The sequence below is a fragment of the Streptomyces sp. IBSBF 3136 genome, assembly GCF_036815105.1.
Taxonomy (GTDB): domain Bacteria; phylum Actinomycetota; class Actinomycetes; order Streptomycetales; family Streptomycetaceae; genus Streptomyces.
In genome coordinates this window covers 25,060-41,655 of the sequence record NZ_JAJSZC010000024.1, presented here as the reverse complement: position 1 = coordinate 41,655, position 16,596 = coordinate 25,060, and the positions used below count along the sequence as shown (strand labels likewise).

Annotated in this window: 15 protein-coding genes and 1 pseudogene; 12 read left to right on the top strand and 4 right to left on the bottom strand. The window is 70.2% G+C overall.

Annotation, left to right across the window (positions count from 1 at the left end):
• Positions 1 to 302: 302 nt before the first annotated feature.
• The 5 genes from V7E45_RS08070 to V7E45_RS08050 all read left to right on the top strand — a co-directional run bounded on the left by V7E45_RS08070 (position 303) and on the right by V7E45_RS08050 (position 5,240).
• A complete protein-coding gene (locus V7E45_RS08070) occupies positions 303 to 1,502 on the top strand; it encodes an acetyl-CoA C-acyltransferase (RefSeq protein WP_333773397.1) in 1,200 nt (399 codons plus the stop codon).
• A complete protein-coding gene (locus tag V7E45_RS08065) occupies positions 1,502 to 2,128 on the top strand; it encodes an HAD family hydrolase (RefSeq protein ID WP_333773396.1) in 627 nt (208 codons plus the stop codon). Before V7E45_RS08070 ends, V7E45_RS08065 begins: the two co-directional genes overlap by 1 nt.
• A gap of 273 nt (positions 2,129 to 2,401) precedes the next feature.
• Positions 2,402 to 3,094, top strand: a complete 693-nt coding sequence (locus V7E45_RS08060) for a TetR/AcrR family transcriptional regulator (protein WP_333773395.1) — start codon at positions 2,402 to 2,404, stop codon at positions 3,092 to 3,094.
• Between the two features lie 132 nt (positions 3,095 to 3,226).
• The gene (locus V7E45_RS08055; protein ID WP_333773394.1) at positions 3,227 to 4,456 is read left to right on the top strand and encodes an acyl-CoA dehydrogenase family protein; all 1,230 of its coding nucleotides are present in this window, start codon (positions 3,227 to 3,229) and stop codon (positions 4,454 to 4,456) included.
• Between the two features lies 1 nt (position 4,457).
• A complete protein-coding gene (locus tag V7E45_RS08050) occupies positions 4,458 to 5,240 on the top strand; it encodes an SDR family oxidoreductase (RefSeq protein WP_333773393.1) in 783 nt (260 codons plus the stop codon).
• Positions 5,241 to 5,484: 244 nt separating this feature from the next.
• On the opposite strand, the gene V7E45_RS08045 is transcribed toward V7E45_RS08050, so the two are convergent.
• Both V7E45_RS08045 and V7E45_RS08040 read right to left on the bottom strand, forming a co-directional pair.
• Positions 5,485 to 6,150: a TetR/AcrR family transcriptional regulator gene (locus V7E45_RS08045; protein WP_333773392.1), complete on the bottom strand. Its 666-nt coding sequence runs from the start codon at positions 6,148 to 6,150 to the stop codon at positions 5,485 to 5,487.
• A complete protein-coding gene (locus V7E45_RS08040) occupies positions 6,147 to 7,442 on the bottom strand; it encodes a PucR family transcriptional regulator (RefSeq protein WP_333773391.1) in 1,296 nt (431 codons plus the stop codon). Before V7E45_RS08040 ends, V7E45_RS08045 begins: the two co-directional genes overlap by 4 nt.
• A 187-nt stretch (positions 7,443 to 7,629) precedes the next feature.
• Here V7E45_RS08040 and V7E45_RS08035 point away from each other — a divergent pair, with 187 nt between their 5' ends.
• Genes V7E45_RS08035 through V7E45_RS40560 form a run of 5 tightly spaced genes read left to right on the top strand, consistent with a single transcriptional unit; the run spans position 7,630 to position 13,001 of the window.
• Positions 7,630 to 8,388, top strand: coding sequence for an ABC transporter ATP-binding protein (locus V7E45_RS08035; RefSeq protein ID WP_333773390.1), 759 nt, complete (start codon positions 7,630 to 7,632; stop codon positions 8,386 to 8,388).
• Entirely contained in the window at positions 8,385 to 9,194 is an 810-nt protein-coding gene (locus V7E45_RS08030) for an ABC transporter ATP-binding protein (RefSeq protein WP_333773389.1), read from the top strand. Before V7E45_RS08035 ends, V7E45_RS08030 begins: the two co-directional genes overlap by 4 nt.
• Positions 9,191 to 10,081, top strand: coding sequence for a branched-chain amino acid ABC transporter permease (locus tag V7E45_RS08025; RefSeq protein ID WP_333773388.1), 891 nt, complete (start codon positions 9,191 to 9,193; stop codon positions 10,079 to 10,081). The genes V7E45_RS08030 and V7E45_RS08025 overlap by 4 nt, the downstream gene beginning before the upstream one ends.
• On the top strand, positions 10,078 to 11,265 hold the full coding sequence (locus V7E45_RS08020) for an ABC transporter permease subunit (protein WP_333773387.1): 1,188 nt from the start codon (positions 10,078 to 10,080) through the stop codon (positions 11,263 to 11,265). Before V7E45_RS08025 ends, V7E45_RS08020 begins: the two co-directional genes overlap by 4 nt.
• A 5-nt stretch (positions 11,266 to 11,270) precedes the next feature.
• On the top strand, positions 11,271 to 13,001 hold the full coding sequence (locus tag V7E45_RS40560; protein WP_443055976.1) for an ABC transporter substrate-binding protein: 1,731 nt from the start codon (positions 11,271 to 11,273) through the stop codon (positions 12,999 to 13,001).
• On the opposite strand, the pseudogene V7E45_RS08005 reads toward V7E45_RS40560, so the two are convergent.
• Together V7E45_RS08005 and V7E45_RS08000 are read right to left on the bottom strand one after the other, a co-directional pair.
• Positions 12,994 to 13,173: pseudogene (locus V7E45_RS08005) on the bottom strand (antibiotic biosynthesis monooxygenase); the annotation flags it as partial. The gene V7E45_RS40560 and the pseudogene V7E45_RS08005 sit on opposite strands and share 8 nt — an antisense overlap.
• Positions 13,174 to 13,334: 161 nt before the next feature.
• Positions 13,335 to 14,387, bottom strand: a complete 1,053-nt coding sequence (locus tag V7E45_RS08000) for an alcohol dehydrogenase catalytic domain-containing protein (protein ID WP_333773386.1) — start codon at positions 14,385 to 14,387, stop codon at positions 13,335 to 13,337.
• A gap of 90 nt (positions 14,388 to 14,477) precedes the next feature.
• Between V7E45_RS08000 and V7E45_RS07995 the strand changes: the two genes are divergently transcribed.
• Together V7E45_RS07995 and V7E45_RS07990 are read left to right on the top strand one after the other, a co-directional pair.
• Positions 14,478 to 15,209, top strand: a complete 732-nt coding sequence (locus V7E45_RS07995; RefSeq protein WP_333773385.1) for a TetR/AcrR family transcriptional regulator — start codon at positions 14,478 to 14,480, stop codon at positions 15,207 to 15,209.
• Between the two features lie 701 nt (positions 15,210 to 15,910).
• Positions 15,911 to 16,435: a peptidylprolyl isomerase gene (locus V7E45_RS07990; RefSeq protein WP_333773384.1), complete on the top strand. Its 525-nt coding sequence runs from the start codon at positions 15,911 to 15,913 to the stop codon at positions 16,433 to 16,435.
• Positions 16,436 to 16,596: the final 161 nt, after the last annotated feature.

Genomic DNA, 16,596 nt, shown 5'->3' with positions numbered 1-16,596 from the left:
CCCCTCATACCGACTGGTCGGTACCCTTCACTCGCAGGGGCGGGTGGTCCGGACCGCAGGGCCCGAGACCCGTGGTTGAACCTGACGCCGAATTCAACTATAACCAGTCGGGAGGCCGACTCCCGTCGCTCCTGCGGTCCCGGCTCATGTCCTCGTCGACGCAGGAGACGGTCGATGACCGCGCACAGAGGCGCCAGTCGGCGTTCGGCCCCGCCATCGACGCCGAGCCCGGCTCACGGAGCTCGGAGTTGCGGCCCCGAAGCTCCGGGTTGCACCGGACCCACAGGAAGCAGTGAGACGACATGCGAGAAGCAGTCATCGTTTCGACGGCACGGACGCCGATCGGAAAGGCCTACCGAGGCGCGTTCAACGACACCCAGTCGCAGGAACTCGCCGCCCATGCGCTGTCGCACGCGGTGCGGCGCGCCGGGCTGGCAGGGGGCGAGGTCGAGGATGTGATCTTCGGCTGCGCCGCGCAGCAGGGGGCCTCCGGTTTCAACGTCGCACGGCAGGCCGCTCTTCGTGCCGGACTTCCGGACACCGTGTCGGGGATGACGATCGACCGGCAGTGCTCGTCGGGCCTCATGGCCATTGCGACGGCCGCCAAACAGATCGTCGCGGACGGCATGCAGGTGGCTGTCGGCGGCGGTGTCGAGTCGATCTCGCTGGTGCAGAACGAGCACATGAACACCCACCGCGCATCGGATCCCTGGCTGGTCGAGCACAAGCCGAGCGTCTACATGCCGATGTTGCAGACGGCGGAGATCGTCGCCGAACGCTACGGCGTGAGTCGGGAACGACAGGACGAGTTCGCGCTGCTGTCACAGCAGCGCACCGCGGCGGCGCAGGAGGCCGGCCGGTTCGACCAGGAGATCGTCGCGCTGAAAAGCGTCATGAAGGTGCGCGAGAAGCAGACCGGGGAGGTGCGGGACGAGGAGGTCACCCTCACCCGGGACGAGGGCAACCGCCCGTCGACCACGCTCGAAGGCCTGGCCGGCTTGGCGCCGGTGCTGCCCGACGGTCAGGTGACCACGCACTCCAGCGTGACGGCGGGCAACTCCTCGCAGCTGTCGGACGGGGCTTCGGCGTCGGTGTTGATGGAGTCGAAGGAGGCCGAGCGCCGCGGACTGCAACCGCTGGGCGTCTACCGGGGCATGACCGTTGCCGGTTGCGGGCCGGAAGAGATGGGCATCGGCCCGGTGTTCGCCATCCCGAAACTGCTGAAGCAGCACAACCTCACCCTCGACGACATCGGCCTGTGGGAACTCAACGAGGCGTTCGCTTCCCAGGCGCTGTACTGCCGCGACGAACTGCACATCGACCCGGAGCGGTTCAACGTCAACGGCGGCGGGATCTCGGTCGGCCATCCGTACGGAATGACCGGTGCCCGTCTGGTGGGGCATGCCCTCATCGAGGGCAAGCGCCGCGGTGTCCGCTATGTGGTGATCTCGATGTGCGTCGGCGGCGGAATGGGCGCAGCCGGACTGTTCGAGGTCGCCTGATGGGAGGGAAGCGCGCAGCGGTCCTGGTGGACTTCGGCGGGGTCATCACCTCCAGCGTGTTGCAGGCTTTCACCGACTTCGGCGCCTCACTCGGCGGAGACCCGCGCCTGCCGCTGGACCTCCTCGCCCGCGACCAGCCGACGCGCACCCTCCTGGCCGACCACGAGCGCGGCCGTATCGACGCCGAGGCCTTCGAGCGAGGATTCGCCGAACGGCTCCGCGCCCGCGGCGCCGACGTACCGGCCGAGGGGCTCACGGCACGGATGCTGGCGAGCATATCGATCGACCAGGACATGCTCACGCTGCTCGCTGATCTTCGGGCCGCGGGCCGTCCCCTCGGGCTGGTGTCGAATTCGTTCGGTACCGGAACCTACGACGGCGTCGACCTCGCCGCTGTCGCCGATGTGGTCGTGATCTCCTCCGAGGTCGGGATCCGCAAGCCGTCCCGGCGGATCTACGCGATCGCCTGTGAACGCCTCGGTATCGACCCCGAGGAGGCGGTCATGATCGACGATCTGCAGCAGAACCTCGACGGAGCGGCACGGCTCGGGATCGGGGGCGTACTGCACACGAGTGCCGCCGACACCCGCCGCCAACTCGCCGAACACTTCGGAATCACCACCTGACCGGTCGGCGCACCTACGGCCACGACGTCCGACGGCCGATGTCGAGGCCGGGCCGAGTCGACCGATCGGCGAAGCGGAGCCCCACACCGCCACCTGCTCACCTCCCCGGAAGGCCATCGACCGCACCGCTCTGACCCGCGACCCCGCGCTGGGCGACGTTGCCGCCCGCCGCCCCTGAACCTCGCACACCGGGACATCCACCGGCGCGGCCGGTATGCCCGTGCGTCGCAAGCGTTTGTGACTGTGGCGTCGGATTCAACTAGAGTTGCGCGGATGGACAGGACTGTGCCCGAGGAGATCGACAGCGAGACGGCACCGCCCGTGGCGCCCTTTTCGCAACTTCGCGAGCCGCCGACGACGCAGCGCGGAGCGCGGACGCGGGCCGCTTTGGTGAAGGCCGCGCGGAAAGTGTTCGAACGGGACGGCTACCTCGACACCCGCCTGACCGACATCACCAAAGAGGCCCGGTGCGCGGCGGGATCCTTCTACACCTACTTCGCCAACAAGGAAGAGGTCCTCGCCGCCGTCCTCCTGGAGGCGCAGGAGGACATGATGCACCCGGGCATGGGCCGGGTGGAGAGCACCGACGATCCCTATGCGGTACTCGAGGCGAGCAATCGCGCGTACCTCGCGGCGTACAGGCGCAACGCCAAGCTGATGGCCCTGCTTGAGCAGGTCGCCCAAGTGGAGCCCGAGTTCCGTGAGTTCCGAAGCCGGCGCGGGGACGCTTTCATCCGCCGCAACGCCCGCGGCATCGCCGACCTGCAGGCGCGGGGGGTCGCGGACCGTGAGGTCGATCCGATGATGGCCTCCCGTGCGCTGTCGGGCATGGTCAGCGTCATGGCGTACAACGCCTTCGTTGTCAGTGAAGAGCAGGAAGAAGGTACGCCGGTGGACTTCGAGGAACTTGTGTCCACGGTCACCCGGCTCTGGGCGAACGCCCTGCGGTTCCCCGGTCACTGCTGATCCGCCCGCCTTGTCGGACCCGGTAACGCCGGGTGATTCCACGGCCTTCGCCGCGTGCTGCCGCATACCCCTATATTGAACTTGACGCCAGATTCAAGTATGAAGAAGGCCAGTCGATCGTCAGGAGTTCCTATGTCCCTGTTCGAGATGTCGGACCGCGCCCAGAAGTACCGGGCTGATCTGCTGGAGTTCATGGATGCGCACGTCTACCCCGCCGAGGCGGACTATCACGAGCAGATGCTCGCGTCGGGCGACCCGCACTTCCACCCGCCGATCCTCGAGGACCTCAAGGCGGAGGCGCGCCGGCGCGGACTGTGGAACCTCTTCCACCCGCACCCCGAGTGGGGCCCGGGGCTGACGAACCTCGAGTACGCGCCGCTGGCGGAGATCATGGGGCGCAGCCACATCGCGTCCGAAGCGTGCAACTGCAACGCTCCCGACACCGGCAACATGGAGGTGCTCACCCTCTTCGGCAGCGACGAGCACAAGGAGAAGTACCTCAAGCCCCTGCTCGACGGGACCATGGCCTCGGCCTTCGCGATGACCGAGCCGCGTGTCGCCAGCTCCGACGCCACCAACATCGAGCTGCGGATGAAGCGCGACGGCGACGAGTACGTGCTCAACGGCCGCAAGTGGTTCGCGTCCAATGCCCTGCACCGCAACTGCAAGGTGCTCATCGTCATGGGGAAGACGGACCCCACCGCCGCTCCGCACCGGCAGCAGTCGATGATGGTCGTCCCGATCGACGCGCCCGGCATCACGGTGCTGCGCGGCCTGCCGGTGTTCGGCTACCAGGACCGTGAGGGGCACGCCGAAATCGACTTCCACGACGTGCGGGTGCCCGCCAAGGACCTCCTGAAGGGTGAGGGAGAGGGCTTCGCGATCAGCCAGGCCCGGCTCGGGCCCGGTCGTATCCACCACTGCATGCGGGCCATCGGCGCGGCCGAGCGGGCGCTGGAGCTGATGTGCCGGCGCGCGCAGTCACGGGTGACCTTCGGCAGTCCGGTCGCCGAACGGGCCAACATCCAGGACTGGATCGCGGAAGCGCGTATCGACATCGAGATGATCCGCCTGCTCACGCTCAAGGCCGCCTATCTGATGGACACCGTCGGGAACAAGGAGGCGCGCACCGAGATCGCGGCGATCAAGGTGGCGGCCCCGAACATCGCGCTCAAGATCATCGACCGGGCGATCCAGGTGCATGGAGCAGCGGGCGTTACCGACGACTTCCCGCTGGCCATGATGTACGCGTACCTGCGGACGCTGCGGATAGCCGACGGTCCCGACGAGGTTCACAAGCGGGCCATCGCCAAGAATGAACTGCGGCAGTACCGCGACGCCGCGACGGCGGCGGTGAACTGAGATGGCGGGACTCGATCTCACCGGTCGCACCGCTGTCGTCACGGGTGCCTCGCGCGGTATCGGGCTGGCGATCGCCCAGGCCCTCGCCGCCGCCGGCGCCGACGTCGTCCTCACCTCCCGCTCCCAGGAGGCGGCGGACGCCGCCGCGGCCCGGGTCGGCGGCACAGCGGTCGGCGTCGGTGCGCACGCGGTCGACGAAGACGCGGCCCGGCGCTGTGTGGATCTGGCGCTCGAGCGCTTCGGCAGCCTGGACATCCTCGTCAACAACGCGGGGACCAACCCGGCCTTCGGTCCGGTCATCGACCAGGACCACGGCCGGTTCGCCAAGACCTTCGACGTCAACCTGTGGGCTCCCGTGCTGTGGACGGGTCTGGCCACCCGGGCCTGGATGGGCGAGCACGGCGGCGCGGTCGTCAACACCGCGTCGGTCGGCGGCCTGGCCGGCGAGGCCAACATCGGGTTGTACAACGCGTCGAAGGCCGCACTGATCCATCTCACCAAGCAACTCGCCCTGGAACTCTCGCCGAAGATCCGGGTCAACGCGGTGGCACCGGGTGTGGTGCGCACCAAGCTGGCCGAGGCTCTGTGGAAGGAGAACGAGCAGGCCGTGTCCGCCTCGATGGCGCTCGGGCGCATAGGGGAGCCGGCCGACATCGCCTCGGCGGTCGCCTTCCTCGTCTCGGACGCCGCGAGTTGGATCACGGGCGAGACGATGGTGATCGACGGCGGCCAACTGCTCGGTGACGCGCTGCCGTTCAGGAAACAAGCCGGAGTCGGTCTCTAGCCCGGACGCGGCCTTCCACGACGCAGCGGGGACGCCGCCGGCCCGACACGGGCGGGTCGTGCGCCACTCGCGGTGGGCCGGGACTCTTCGGCGCGCACATCGCCTCCCCACAGCGGCCTTTCGGAGGAGCCCGGCGCACAGGGCCCTCCCCGGCGCACAGCGGCGCGTGCGCCGTCGAGGGCCCTCAGAAGGCGCCGACGGACCCAGAAGGTGAGGCGCTGCGTCGAGTCATGCGTCAGGCGGTTCAGCCCGGCGGTGCCGTCAGATGGATCAGGATGCCGCACACCTCGTCCACGATCTCCCGGGCCTCCGTCTCGTCCCCGCAGTCGCCCAGTTCGCGCGCCGCCCCTCCGATGACGGTGGTCAGGACGCTCACCCGGACCCGGCCGGCGCGTCGCCGTTCGTCCACCTCCAGCAGCCGGGCGTTGCGCCGTACCCATGCCCGGTCCCACTGGCGGCGCAGCGCCTCGAAGCTCGCGGGGCCGTCGTCGCGGGCGAGGAGCCTGCCGAGCTTCCGGTTGTCCCAGGCACCCTCCAGATAGGCCCTGGCTCCCGCCACGAAGAGGGCGACGGGGTCGTCCACGCCACGGCCGCGCTCGGCGGTCAGCGTGGCCGCGGTCCGGTGCTCCTGTTCCTCCCGGAACTCCTCCCACAGGGCGAGGTAAAGCCCTCGCTTTCCGCCGTAGTGCTGGAAGAGGGTGCCCGCCGGGGTCCCGGAGCGTGCCGCGATCTCGGTGAGGCCGGCGTCGGTGTAACCGCGCTCGGTGAACACGTCCAGCGCGGCGTCCAGCAGCGCGCCCCGGACCGTCCGGTCCTGCGCGGCGTGCTCCTCCGGCAGGCCGATGTGCCCCTGCCCCTCCGGCAGTTGACGCGCCCTCTTGGTCCCGGCGGACTCCACGATGCCGCTCACGAGCAATCCTCGCTTTCCCCGTCCCCGTCGCGGATGGCGAGGGCGACCAGTAGTTCCAGGAGGTCGGCGATCCGGCGCGGATTGCGGCCGGTGCGTTCCTCGATCCGGCGCAGCCGGTAGTGCGCCGTGTTGTGATGTATTCGCAGCCGGTCGGCGGCCAGCCGCAGGTTGAGGTCCGCCTCCGCGAAGGCCCGTATGGTGGCGGCCAGTGTGTCGCCGCGTCCGCGGTCCTCCGCCAGCATCGCCCGCACGCGGGGATCGACCAGCTGGCGGGCGAGGTCGTCGGCGCGCAGCGCCAGGTAGTCGAAGGGGGACAGCCGCGGCAGCGCCGCCACCCCGCCCCCGCTCGGCACCAGGTCCAGGGCGGCCCTTGCCTCCTCGTAGGCGCGCGGCAGTTCGGACGCGCCCTGGGCGACCGTGCTGATGCCCATGGAGAGCATGGTTCCCTCCCGCGCGAGCCGCCGCTGCACGGCCTCGAAGTGGGCGCATATGTCGTCCGCGTCCATGCCGGCCCGTAGCACGGGCACGGCCACCACCTCGCCGTGGCGCACCACGACCAGGGTTCTGCCGGCCCAGGGCCCGGCGACGCTGATCGACGCGCTGGTGGCATATCCGTTCGCGGCCCAGCCGTGGTCGCCCGCGTGCGTGTCGCCGACGCACACCGCCACGACCGCCATCATCGGTGAGCGCGGTCCGATGCCGTACGCCTGCGCGGCGGCGGACAGTGCACCGCGCGTCGGCGCCACACCGGCCAGGAGCTGATCCAGGAGATCCCTTCGCTCCCGGTCCGCGTCCGCCACCACGTGCTGCTGGTACTCGACGTACGCCTGCGCGGCATGCGTGCTGGCGTAGTCGACGTACCGCATCAGCGGGGTGACCAGGGACAGCGCGGCCTGCTGGGCCTCGTCGGACGTGCCCGCGCAGTCCAGCAGCGCGTCCCACATCACCTGACGGCCCACCCGGAACGCACTGATCCAGTCCTCCAGGGCGAACCCCGCGCGCGCTCGGCGCATGGCCGCCGCGCGGCTGAAGACGAGGTCTTCGGCGGCGATGTCGCGGTCGCCGGCAAGCGCCGCCAGCTGCATCCGGTAGTGCTCGAGCACCTGCTCCCGTACCTCGACGAAGAACGGGGCGTCCTGCAGCGCGTAGGACGGGATCTCCGCGCGCATCACGGCGACGGCGGTGTCCGCCACCTCCTCGACCCGGTCGTGGACGGCGTGCAGGATCCGCCACCGTTCCCGTTGGAGCGGTTCGGAGAGTCGGGGGGTGCCCAGGGCGGGACCGTGTGGCATGGGAGCGATCGTCGCCCTCCGCCTCGTGCTCCGTCAACAGGCTCCGCGGCCTCATTCCCGGCGGGCTGTGCGCGGCGCACAGTGCGGCGACCTGGAAGTTGGGTGCTCGCACCCAATGTGCGCGTGGAACACGCCCCCCTACTGTGACGCTCGCCCACCCCCCAGCACGTCGGAAAGGGCGTCACTCATGCTCACGGTCGACGGGATCACCGTGCGCTTCGGCGGAATCACGGCCTTGGACGGTGTCGCATTCACCGTCGAGCCGGGCACCGCGGTAGGGCTCAGCGGGCCCAACGGAGCCGGCAAGACCACCTTGTTCAACTGCCTCACCAGGCGCTGCACCCCCGATGCGGGAACGGTGCGGTTCGAGGGTGAGAACCTGCTCGCCCTTCCGCCGCACGCCGTGGCCGGGCGCGGCATCGCCCGAACCTTCCAGAACCTGGGCCTGTTCCCGCAGCTCACGGTCCGGGAGAACGTCATGGTCGGCGCCCACAGCCGGGGGCGCACCGGACATCTCGCCGCGGCGCTCCGGCTGCCCCGCGTCCGGCGGGAAGAAAGGGAACTGCGTGACCGGGCGGACGCCTTGCTACGGCGGCTCGAGCTGGCGGACGTTGCCGACCACCCCGCCTCCGGGCTGCCGTTCGGCACGCTCAAACGCGTCGAACTCGCCCGGGCACTCGCCGTACGGCCCCGGCTGCTGCTGCTCGACGAACCCGTCAACGGGCTCAGCCACGGCGAGGTCGGGCAATTCGCGGATCTGGTCCGCTCGGTGCGTCAGGAGTTCGACCTCACCCTCGTGGTGGTCGAACACCACATGGGGTTCGTGATGGGCCTGTGCGACAAGGTGGTCTGTCTCGACTTCGGCCGCACGATCGCCGAGGGCTCCCCGGAGCAGATCCAGCGCGACCCGGCGGTCGTCGAGGCGTACCTGGGGGTGGCCGCATGAGCGAGCTCACCACCGAGCGCACCGAGGCCCAGGAGAGCGCGGAGCCGGAGGAGTTCCTGAAGGTTGCCGACCTGCATGCCGGATACGGCCAGGCCCGCGTGTTGCAGGGCCTCGACTTCGCCGTCGCCCGCGGCGAGGTGTGCGCGATCCTCGGACCCAACGGCGCGGGCAAGACCACGACGCTGCGGGCACTGAGCGGCATGGTCCGCGGCCGCGGCTCGGTCACCCTGAACGGGACGGAACTGCTGGGCCGCTCGCCCGAGCAGGCCGCCAGGCTCGGCGTGGCACATGTGCCCGAGGGCCGGGGCACCTTCAACGACCTGACCGTCGAGGAGAACCTGCGCATCGGCGCCCACCTGCGCACCGGTCACCTGCGGCGGGGCCGCGCCGAGCGGGCAGCCGTGGCGGCCGATCTGGAACGCGTCTACGGCTACTTCCCCCGACTGCGCCAGCGGTCGGGGCAGGCCGCCGGGAGCCTCAGCGGCGGCGAGCAGCAGATGCTCGCGATCGGCAGGGCACTGATGCTGCGCCCCTCCCTGCTGCTCCTGGACGAGCCGTCCCTGGGGCTCGCACCGCTGGTCACCCGTGAGCTGTTCGAGATCGTCCGTGCCGTCAACGAGGAGGAACGCACCACCGTGGTCGTCGTCGAACAGAACGCCCAGCTCGCGCTGGACATCGCGCACCGGGCGCACGTACTGGAGGCCGGCCGCCTGGTGCTGTCCGGACCGGCCGCACGGATCCGCGAGGACGGGCAGGTCGCCGAGGTGTACCTCGGTGTCTCCGTGCGCGCGCGGAAGGCCGGGTGAGCACGGTGACCGATCTTCTCCAGCAGGTGGTGGAAGGACTCGGCTCCGGTGCCGTGTACGCCAGCCTGGCGCTGGCCCTGGTCCTGATCCACCGGTTCACGGGGATCGTCAACTTCGCGCAGGGCGAGCTGGCCATGCTCTCGACGTACGTCGCCTGGCAACTGGTCGCGTCGGGGATGCCGTTCTGGCTGGCGCTGCCGGTGACCCTCGCGGTGTCCTTCGCCGGCGGCATGCTGGTCGAGCGGATCGTCATCCGCCCCGTCCAGGGCGCGCCCGAGCTGACGGTGGTCATCGTCACGGTCGGCCTGTTCATCTTCGTCAACGCGCTGGCCGGTCTGGTCTGGTCGTTCGCCGTGAAGGACTTCCCGCAGCCGTTCCCCGACGGCGGCCTCGACCTGGCGGGGGTGCGTCTGGACTGGTCGACGCTCGGGATCCTCGGCGTGGTGGCCGTCGTCATGGGCCTGCTGTACCTGCTGTTCCAGCACACCTCCCTCGGCCTGGTGATGCGGGCGGTCGCCTGCAACCCCGTCTCCGCCCGGCTGTCGGGCATCCGGGTGGGCCGGGTGCTGATGCTCGGCTGGGGGCTGGCCGCGACGGTCGGCGCGGTGTCCGGCGTGCTCGTCGCCCCGGTGCTGTTCCTGGAGCCCAACATGATGGGCGGGGTGCTGATCTACGCGTTCGCCGCGGCCACCCTCGGGGGCTTCGACAGCCCCGTCGGAGCGGTCGTCGGCGGCCTGGTCGTGGGCGTCGCCGAGACGCTGACCGGGGCCTACGTCGACGTGATCGGTCCCGATCTGAAGGTGGGCGTCCCCTTGGTGATCATCCTGGCGGTGTTGCTGGTACGGCCCCAGGGCCTCTTCGGACGGGCGGCGGTGGAGCGCGCATGAGCACGATCGTCGCAACCCTCCGCACCGACCGCGACCGGCGCCTACGGCCCGCGCTCACCGTGCTGCTCGCGGCGGCGGTCGCCGTCGGAGCGCCGTTCTACTTCGCCCCTTTCCAGGTCTTCCAGCTGACCATGGTGCTGGTGTACGCCGTGGCGCTGACCGGCCTGAACCTGCTGGTCGGATTCGGCGGCCAGATCTCGCTCGGTCACGGCGCGTTCTTCGCGGCGGGGGCCTACACGGCGGCGGTCATGCTCGACCGGTACGGCACCGGCCACCTGGCCACGCTGCCGGTCGCGGCTGCCGGATGCTTCCTGCTGGGCCTCGGGTTCGGCGTGCCCGCCCTGCGGCTGCGCGGGCTGTACCTGGCGCTGGTCACCCTCTCGTTCGCGGTGTTCCTGCCGCCGTTGCTCAAGCGGCTGGAACCGGTGACGGGCGGCTCCATGGGCCTGACCGTGGAGAAACTGCAGCCGCCCGCGTGGAGCGGGCTGGCCGCAGACCAGTGGACGTACTTCGTCGTCCTCACCGTCACCGCGGTGGCCCTGCTGCTCGGCCGCAACCTGCTGCGGTCCCGGGTCGGCCGGGCACTGCGCGCCATGCGGGACAACGAGGGCGCCGCCGAGGTCATGGGCGTACGGCTGTCCCTGCACAAGACCCTCGCCTTCGCCTGGAGCGCGATGTTCGCGGGAGTCGCCGGGTGTCTGTACACCTGGGTGATCGGCTTCGTCTCGCCCGACTCCTTCAGCTTCGTGCTGTCCATCACGCTGCTCGCCGGCCTGGTGGTCGGGGGGCTCGGCTCGCTGTACGGGCCCCTGCTGGGCGGGGCGTTCGTGATGTACGTGCCGAGCGTGTCCCAGGACCTCAGCGAGGCGGCACCGGGCGTGGTGTTCGGCCTGCTGATCATCGTGGTGATGTTCGTGGCCCCGACGGGACTGGCCGGTCTGCCGGGCCGTGTCCTGGGCGCTGTCACCCGTCGCCTGCCCCGCACCACCACAGCCGTGCCCGACCGGACGCCCGAGGCCGTATCCGCACCGGATACCGAGTCGACGTCCCAGGCCGTGTCAGCGCCGGATGCCGAGCCGAAGCCCGAGGCCCCGTCCGAACGCTCCGCGATCCGCACTCCCGCGGACCCCGCAGTTGCCGACGCCGAACCAGTGGGCGCACCGCCCCGTACGGAAAAGGAATGATCCACATGCGCAAGACGACCGTTCTGCGGGCGGCCGCGGCCGCGACCGCCGCCCTGCTCACCATGACCGCCTGCAGCAGCCGGCGAGGGCAGGACGACACGGACACCGCCGCCGGTGGTGCCTGCAAGGGCCAGCAGACCACCGGCATCACGGACAGGACCATCACCCTGGGCGGGATCTACCCACTGTCCGGACCGGCCTCCGCGTACGGCACGATCAGCAAGGGGGTCGCCGCCTACTTCCGGCACGTCAACGACAAGGGCGGCATAGACGGCCGCAAGGTGCGGTTCATCGTCCGCGACGACGGCTACCAGCCGCCCAAGGCGGTCGAGGAGGCGCGCAGACTCGTCGAGCAGGAGAAGGTCTTCGCCGTCTTCCAGACGCTGGGCACCCCGTCCACGGCAGCGGTGTGGGACTACCTCAACCAGCAGAAGGTGCCTCAGCCGTTCGTCGCCACGGGCGCCTCCGTCTGGGGCACGGACGACAAGCATCCCTGGACCATCGGATGGCAGCCCAACTACGTGGCCGAGGCCCGGGTGTACGCCAAGTACCTCAAGGACACGAGGCCGAAGGCCAAGGTCGCGGTCCTCTACCAGAACGACGACTTCGGCAAGGACCTGCTCGGCGGGTTCGAGAAGGCCGTCGCCGGCAGCGGCGTCAAGGTGGTCGCCGCGGAGAGCTACGAGGTCACCGACCCGTCCGTGTCGGCCCAGATGGCGAGCCTCGCCCGCTCCGGGGCGGACGTGCTGCTGGACGTCACCACGCCCAAGTTCGGCAGCCAGGCCCTCGCCGCCGACGCCAGGAACACCCGGTGGAACCCGCTGCACATCGTGAACAACGTGGCGTCGTCCGCCGCGGTGCTGAAGCCCGTCGGGTTCAAGAACGTGCAGGGCGTGGTCTCCGCGACCTACTTCAAGGACCCCGCCGACCCGCAGTGGGCGAACGACCCCGATGTGAAGACGTACAAGGAGGCTCTGCACGCCGTGTACGACCCGGTCTCCGGGCGGTGCTCCATGGCTCGAGCCGGCCACCCGCCGCCAGTGGTGACCTCTCCGGACGGACAACCGGCTCCGCACGAGCTGCCCGCCGGCCCACCGCTCGGCCTGGGCGGGCTGCCGTTCGAGGCTCGGGACGTCGAACTGGCCGAGGGCAGTCTGCTGTGCCTGTACACCAACGGACTCATCGGCGAACGCCACATCGATGCCGACACCGGCCTGGCCAAGCTGTGCGAGGCGCTCACCCGCCCCGCGGACGCGCTGGAACGGACATGCCAAGCGGTGGTCGACTCGCTCGTGCCGGCGCACCCCGCCGACGACGTCGCCTTGCTGATCGCCCGCACCCGCATGCTGCCACCGGACGATGTCGCCTCGTGGTGTCTGCCACCGGAGCCTGCCAGCGCCGCGCGGGCCCGGGAACTGACCTCGGCCAAGCTGACCGAATGGGGTCTGGAGCACTTGGCGTTCACGACCGAGTTGATCGTCAGCGAACTGGTCACCAACGTGTACCGCTACGCCAGTGGCCCCGCGACCCTGCGGCTGATCCGGGAACGGTCTCTGGTGTGCGAGGTCAGCGACACCAGCCATACCTCACCTCACCTGCGCCGCGCCCGCACCACCGACGAGGGCGGCCGCGGCCTGTTCCTGGTGGCCCAGATGACCGAACGCTGGGGCACTCGCTACACCCGCGACGGCAAGACCGTCTGGACCGAACAGTCGCTGACCGGCATGTTCACCTGACCGACCGCTGCTCCCGACCGGGGACCGCCGTCTTGTCCAGCAGCGACCAGTCGTCCTGCGGAACGGTCATGTTGACGATGCGCGGCGTCTCGGCCAGATGGGGCCGCAGCGTCTGCTGCGCGGCTTCGAAGCGCACGGACTGCACATGCGCGGCTCCGGCCTCGTCGTCGCGCCCGCCTGGTGCACCTACGGCTCGTCCCGCATGGCTTGCCCGTACCAGTCGTGTCCGGGGGCGTCGTCTCCGTACGACCGGGGGTGCGGCACCACGGCGATCCCGTGCCTGTAGGTCTGCCGTGGGTCACGGTGCAGGGACGATGCGGTTCCCGCGGCGGATCAACGTGCGGGGTCGAGAAGGATCTTACGGACACCGGCGGTGCGGCTGTTGAACAGTTCGTATGCGGCGGCGCCGTCGGAGAGAGCGAAGTGGTGGGAGACCACGGCCTCCGGCGTGATCCGGCCGGCCTGCGTGAGAGGGATCAGTGCGGGGAGCTCGTAATGGATCGAGCACAGCCCGATGGCGAACTCCAGCTCCTTGATCTGGGCCAGTCCCATATGGAAGGGAAAGGCCTTGCTCTGGTTGACGCCGATGACGCTGACCCGTCCTGCCTGCCGGACGGCTTTCAGGGCCAACCCGATGGTGGCGTCCGAGCCCACGGCCTCCACCACGGCGTCCGGTCCGCGCCCCGCCGTCATCTCCCGTACGGCCGTTCGCGCGTCCTCGCCCTCGACGGGCTCGACGCCCAGGGTTTCGGCGAAGGCCCGACGCTCGGCGACCAGGTCCACGCCCAGCACACGGGCTGCACCCATCATGAAGGCGGACTGTGCGGCCATGAGGCCGACGGGGCCCAGGCCGATGACGAGAACCGTCTCGCCGGGCTGGATACGGGCTCGGCGGCAGCCGTACCAGGCCGTGGGGGCGTTGTCCGTCAGGACGACGGCCGCCTCGTCCGATATGCCTTCCGGCAGGTGCACCAGGTTGACATCGGCATGGGGCACGGCCAGGAACTGGGCCTGACTTCCCGGAAGGTGCGGGCTCACTCCGTAGCAGAGGTCCGTCGGTGTCTGGGCTCGCTCGCACCTGGCGGTGAGGCCCCTCGCGCAGGTTGCGCACAGGGTGCAGCCGACCGAGGCGGGAACCAGGACGCGGTCACCGGGCTTGAACCGGGTGACCCGGGCGCCGGTGTCGACGACCACGCCGACGCTCTCGTGCCCGGGGGTGTAACCGGTCTCCGGGCTGAATCCGTGGCCGCCGTAGATGTGCAGGTCGCTGCCGCAGATGCCGGCCGTGGTGACCTGGATGACCGCGTCGGTGGGGTTGGTGACGGCAGGGTCGGGGACATCCTCGAAGCGGATGTCGTGGGGGCCGTGGTAGGTCAGTGCCTTCACTGGATTGACTCCCGCAGCGCGGCAAGGCGCCTTCATCAGTCATTAATGCATGTGTATTACTTCGGCGGGGCGACGCTAGCATGGGCATCCGTGACAGCACATGAGACGCATGCCACGTCGCCTCGGAGCCGGCAGGCGGGTGACACGCGCGCCACACTCATCCGGGCCGCCGAGCAGTTGTTCGCGGCGAAGGGCATCGACGGTGCGTCGCTCAACGAGATCAAGCGGGCCGCCGGCCAGCGCAACGCGACGGCCCTGCAGTACCACTTCGGCGACCGCGCGGGTCTGCTGCGCGCCGTACTCGACAAGCACCTTCCCGCGGTGGACGCCCGCCGGGAGGTACTGCTGCAGCAGTACGAGGACAGTGGCGACAGTGGCGACAGTGGCGACGGTGGCGCCGTGGATCTCCGGACCCTCGCCGCCGCACTGGTGCTGCCCGCCGCCGCGAAACTCGCCGAGCCCGATGGCGGCCGCGAGTTCCTGCAGATCGTGGCCGAACTGCTCAACCGCCCCGAACCCCTGGTCGAGGTTGTCGTGACGGAGGGGTCGAGCATCTATCCCTGGCGGCGCCTGGTCGAGCCGCTGCTGGCTCCCGAGTCCGTCGCGGTGTTCCATACCCGTTTCACCGTCATGCGGTTCTGTCACGCCGAACTCGCCGCCCGGGCCGCCGGACGCCCTCGCAGGGACGACCGGTTGTTCACCAGCCGGCTGGTCGACCTGGTCACCGCGTTGCTGGCCACGCCGGTGTCCGCACAGACCGCGCGACTGCTGGAGGACCGAAACCGCAAGGGCCGGTCCGAGCGGAAGGCCGCGACGCGCTGACCGGTCCGGCCGGCCCGCCCCGTCGGCGAAGTGAAGCACGAGGATTGGGAGCACTGCTCCGGGCCCGTCGAAGAGCCGGGCCCCGGTCTCTTCGCCGGCCGGAGGCGCGTCATCTCCCTGGCCCCGGCCGTGCTCCGGTGCTGACCTCCACGCCGTGAGTGAGGCAAGACCGAAGGTCCTGGCCCCGATCGAATGAGTTGTCGTACCACTCGATGGTGGTGCCGATGAGGCCGGCGGCGACGATTCCGGGGAGGCCGGCGGGGGGTGGGGGAGCGGTGGTTCCGGAGGCCGTGTGCGCCACTTCCTCGTGTGCGGTGGGGACGGGTACGTGTCGGCACACCGTAAAAAGAGGCAAAGCCACCACGCCGATGCGCGGAGGGGCGCTTCGGGAGCTCGAAGTAGGGAGGCGGATGTGGCTTGCGGGCGGGTTCTCGACCGCCGGGCCGCGCTCTAGACTGCGACGGCTCCGAAATCTGACGATCTTTTGGAGGGTGTGCAGCATGAACCGAGCTCTCATGACCGCATGGGCGGTAGCAGCGTTGGTCGTGTCCGGGGGCAGCACCACCGCCTCCGCTTCTGATGCCCCGCCGCGAACCACGCACGGTCCTTGCCAGTACACCCAGACTCCGGACGAGCCGGCGGCGCGGCCGGTTCCCCTGCCGCGCGACCCGCGACGCACCCCCAGTCAGGGCACGGTCGACATGGCTGTCCCGACGAGCCAGGGCCCGCTTCCGCTGCGTCTGGACCGGGCGAAGGCGCCGTGCACGGTCCAGAGCTTCGTGCACCTGGCGCGGCACCGGTTCTACGACCGTACGGTGTGCCACCGGCTGACGGCGTATCCGACGCTGAAGGTCTTGCAGTGCGGCGACCCGACCGGCACCGGCGAGGGAGGGCCGGGGTACAAGTACAAGGACGAGCTGCCGGTGGATCTGCCGCCGGCGCCGAGCGATCCGACCGGTGTCCGTCGTCTTTACGGGCGCGGCTTGCTGGCGATGGCCAACGCCGGGCCGGACACGAACGGCTCGCAGTTCTTCGTCGTCTACGGCGACTCCGCGCTGCGACCGAACTACACGGTGTTCGGCACGGTCGGCGCCGCCGGCCTGAAGACGCTCGACAAGATCGCCGCCGGCGGTATCGAGCCGACCACGCAGGACCCGGCGCCTGTCGACGGCACTCCCGTGCTGCGGACCGAGCTGCTCAGCGTCCGGCCGTCCTGCCGGCCCTGATGAACCGCGGTGCGGTCACCGTGGGTCCGGCCGCGTGCCCGGTCTCACGGTGATGTGATGGCCATGCGTGCCGTCACCATGACCTCCCTCCCGGCACTCCGGCCTGGTCGCCCCACGCCCACGGCTTCCCCGCGGCGGCTCCGACCAGGCCGGTCCGGCTC

What these genes read in the sequence shown, in the direction of transcription:
- V7E45_RS08065 (WP_333773396.1), top strand. Translation starts at nt 1,502, where the DNA reads ATGGGAGGGAAGCGCGCAGCGGTCCTGGTGGACTTCGGCGGGGTCATC.
- V7E45_RS07990 (WP_333773384.1), top strand. Translation starts at nt 15,911, where the DNA reads ATGGCTGTCCCGACGAGCCAGGGCCCGCTTCCGCTGCGTCTGGACCGG.
- V7E45_RS08040 (WP_333773391.1), bottom strand. Translation starts at nt 7,442, where the DNA reads ATGCCACACGGTCCCGCCCTGGGCACCCCCCGACTCTCCGAACCGCTC.
- V7E45_RS08070 (WP_333773397.1), top strand. Translation starts at nt 303, where the DNA reads ATGCGAGAAGCAGTCATCGTTTCGACGGCACGGACGCCGATCGGAAAG.
- V7E45_RS08020 (WP_333773387.1), top strand. Translation starts at nt 10,078, where the DNA reads ATGAGCACGATCGTCGCAACCCTCCGCACCGACCGCGACCGGCGCCTA.
- V7E45_RS08035 (WP_333773390.1), top strand. Translation starts at nt 7,630, where the DNA reads ATGCTCACGGTCGACGGGATCACCGTGCGCTTCGGCGGAATCACGGCC.
- V7E45_RS08030 (WP_333773389.1), top strand. Translation starts at nt 8,385, where the DNA reads ATGAGCGAGCTCACCACCGAGCGCACCGAGGCCCAGGAGAGCGCGGAG.
- V7E45_RS40560 (WP_443055976.1), top strand. Translation starts at nt 11,271, where the DNA reads ATGCGCAAGACGACCGTTCTGCGGGCGGCCGCGGCCGCGACCGCCGCC.
- V7E45_RS08060 (WP_333773395.1), top strand. Translation starts at nt 2,402, where the DNA reads ATGGACAGGACTGTGCCCGAGGAGATCGACAGCGAGACGGCACCGCCC.
- V7E45_RS08055 (WP_333773394.1), top strand. Translation starts at nt 3,227, where the DNA reads ATGTCCCTGTTCGAGATGTCGGACCGCGCCCAGAAGTACCGGGCTGAT.
- V7E45_RS08050 (WP_333773393.1), top strand. Translation starts at nt 4,458, where the DNA reads ATGGCGGGACTCGATCTCACCGGTCGCACCGCTGTCGTCACGGGTGCC.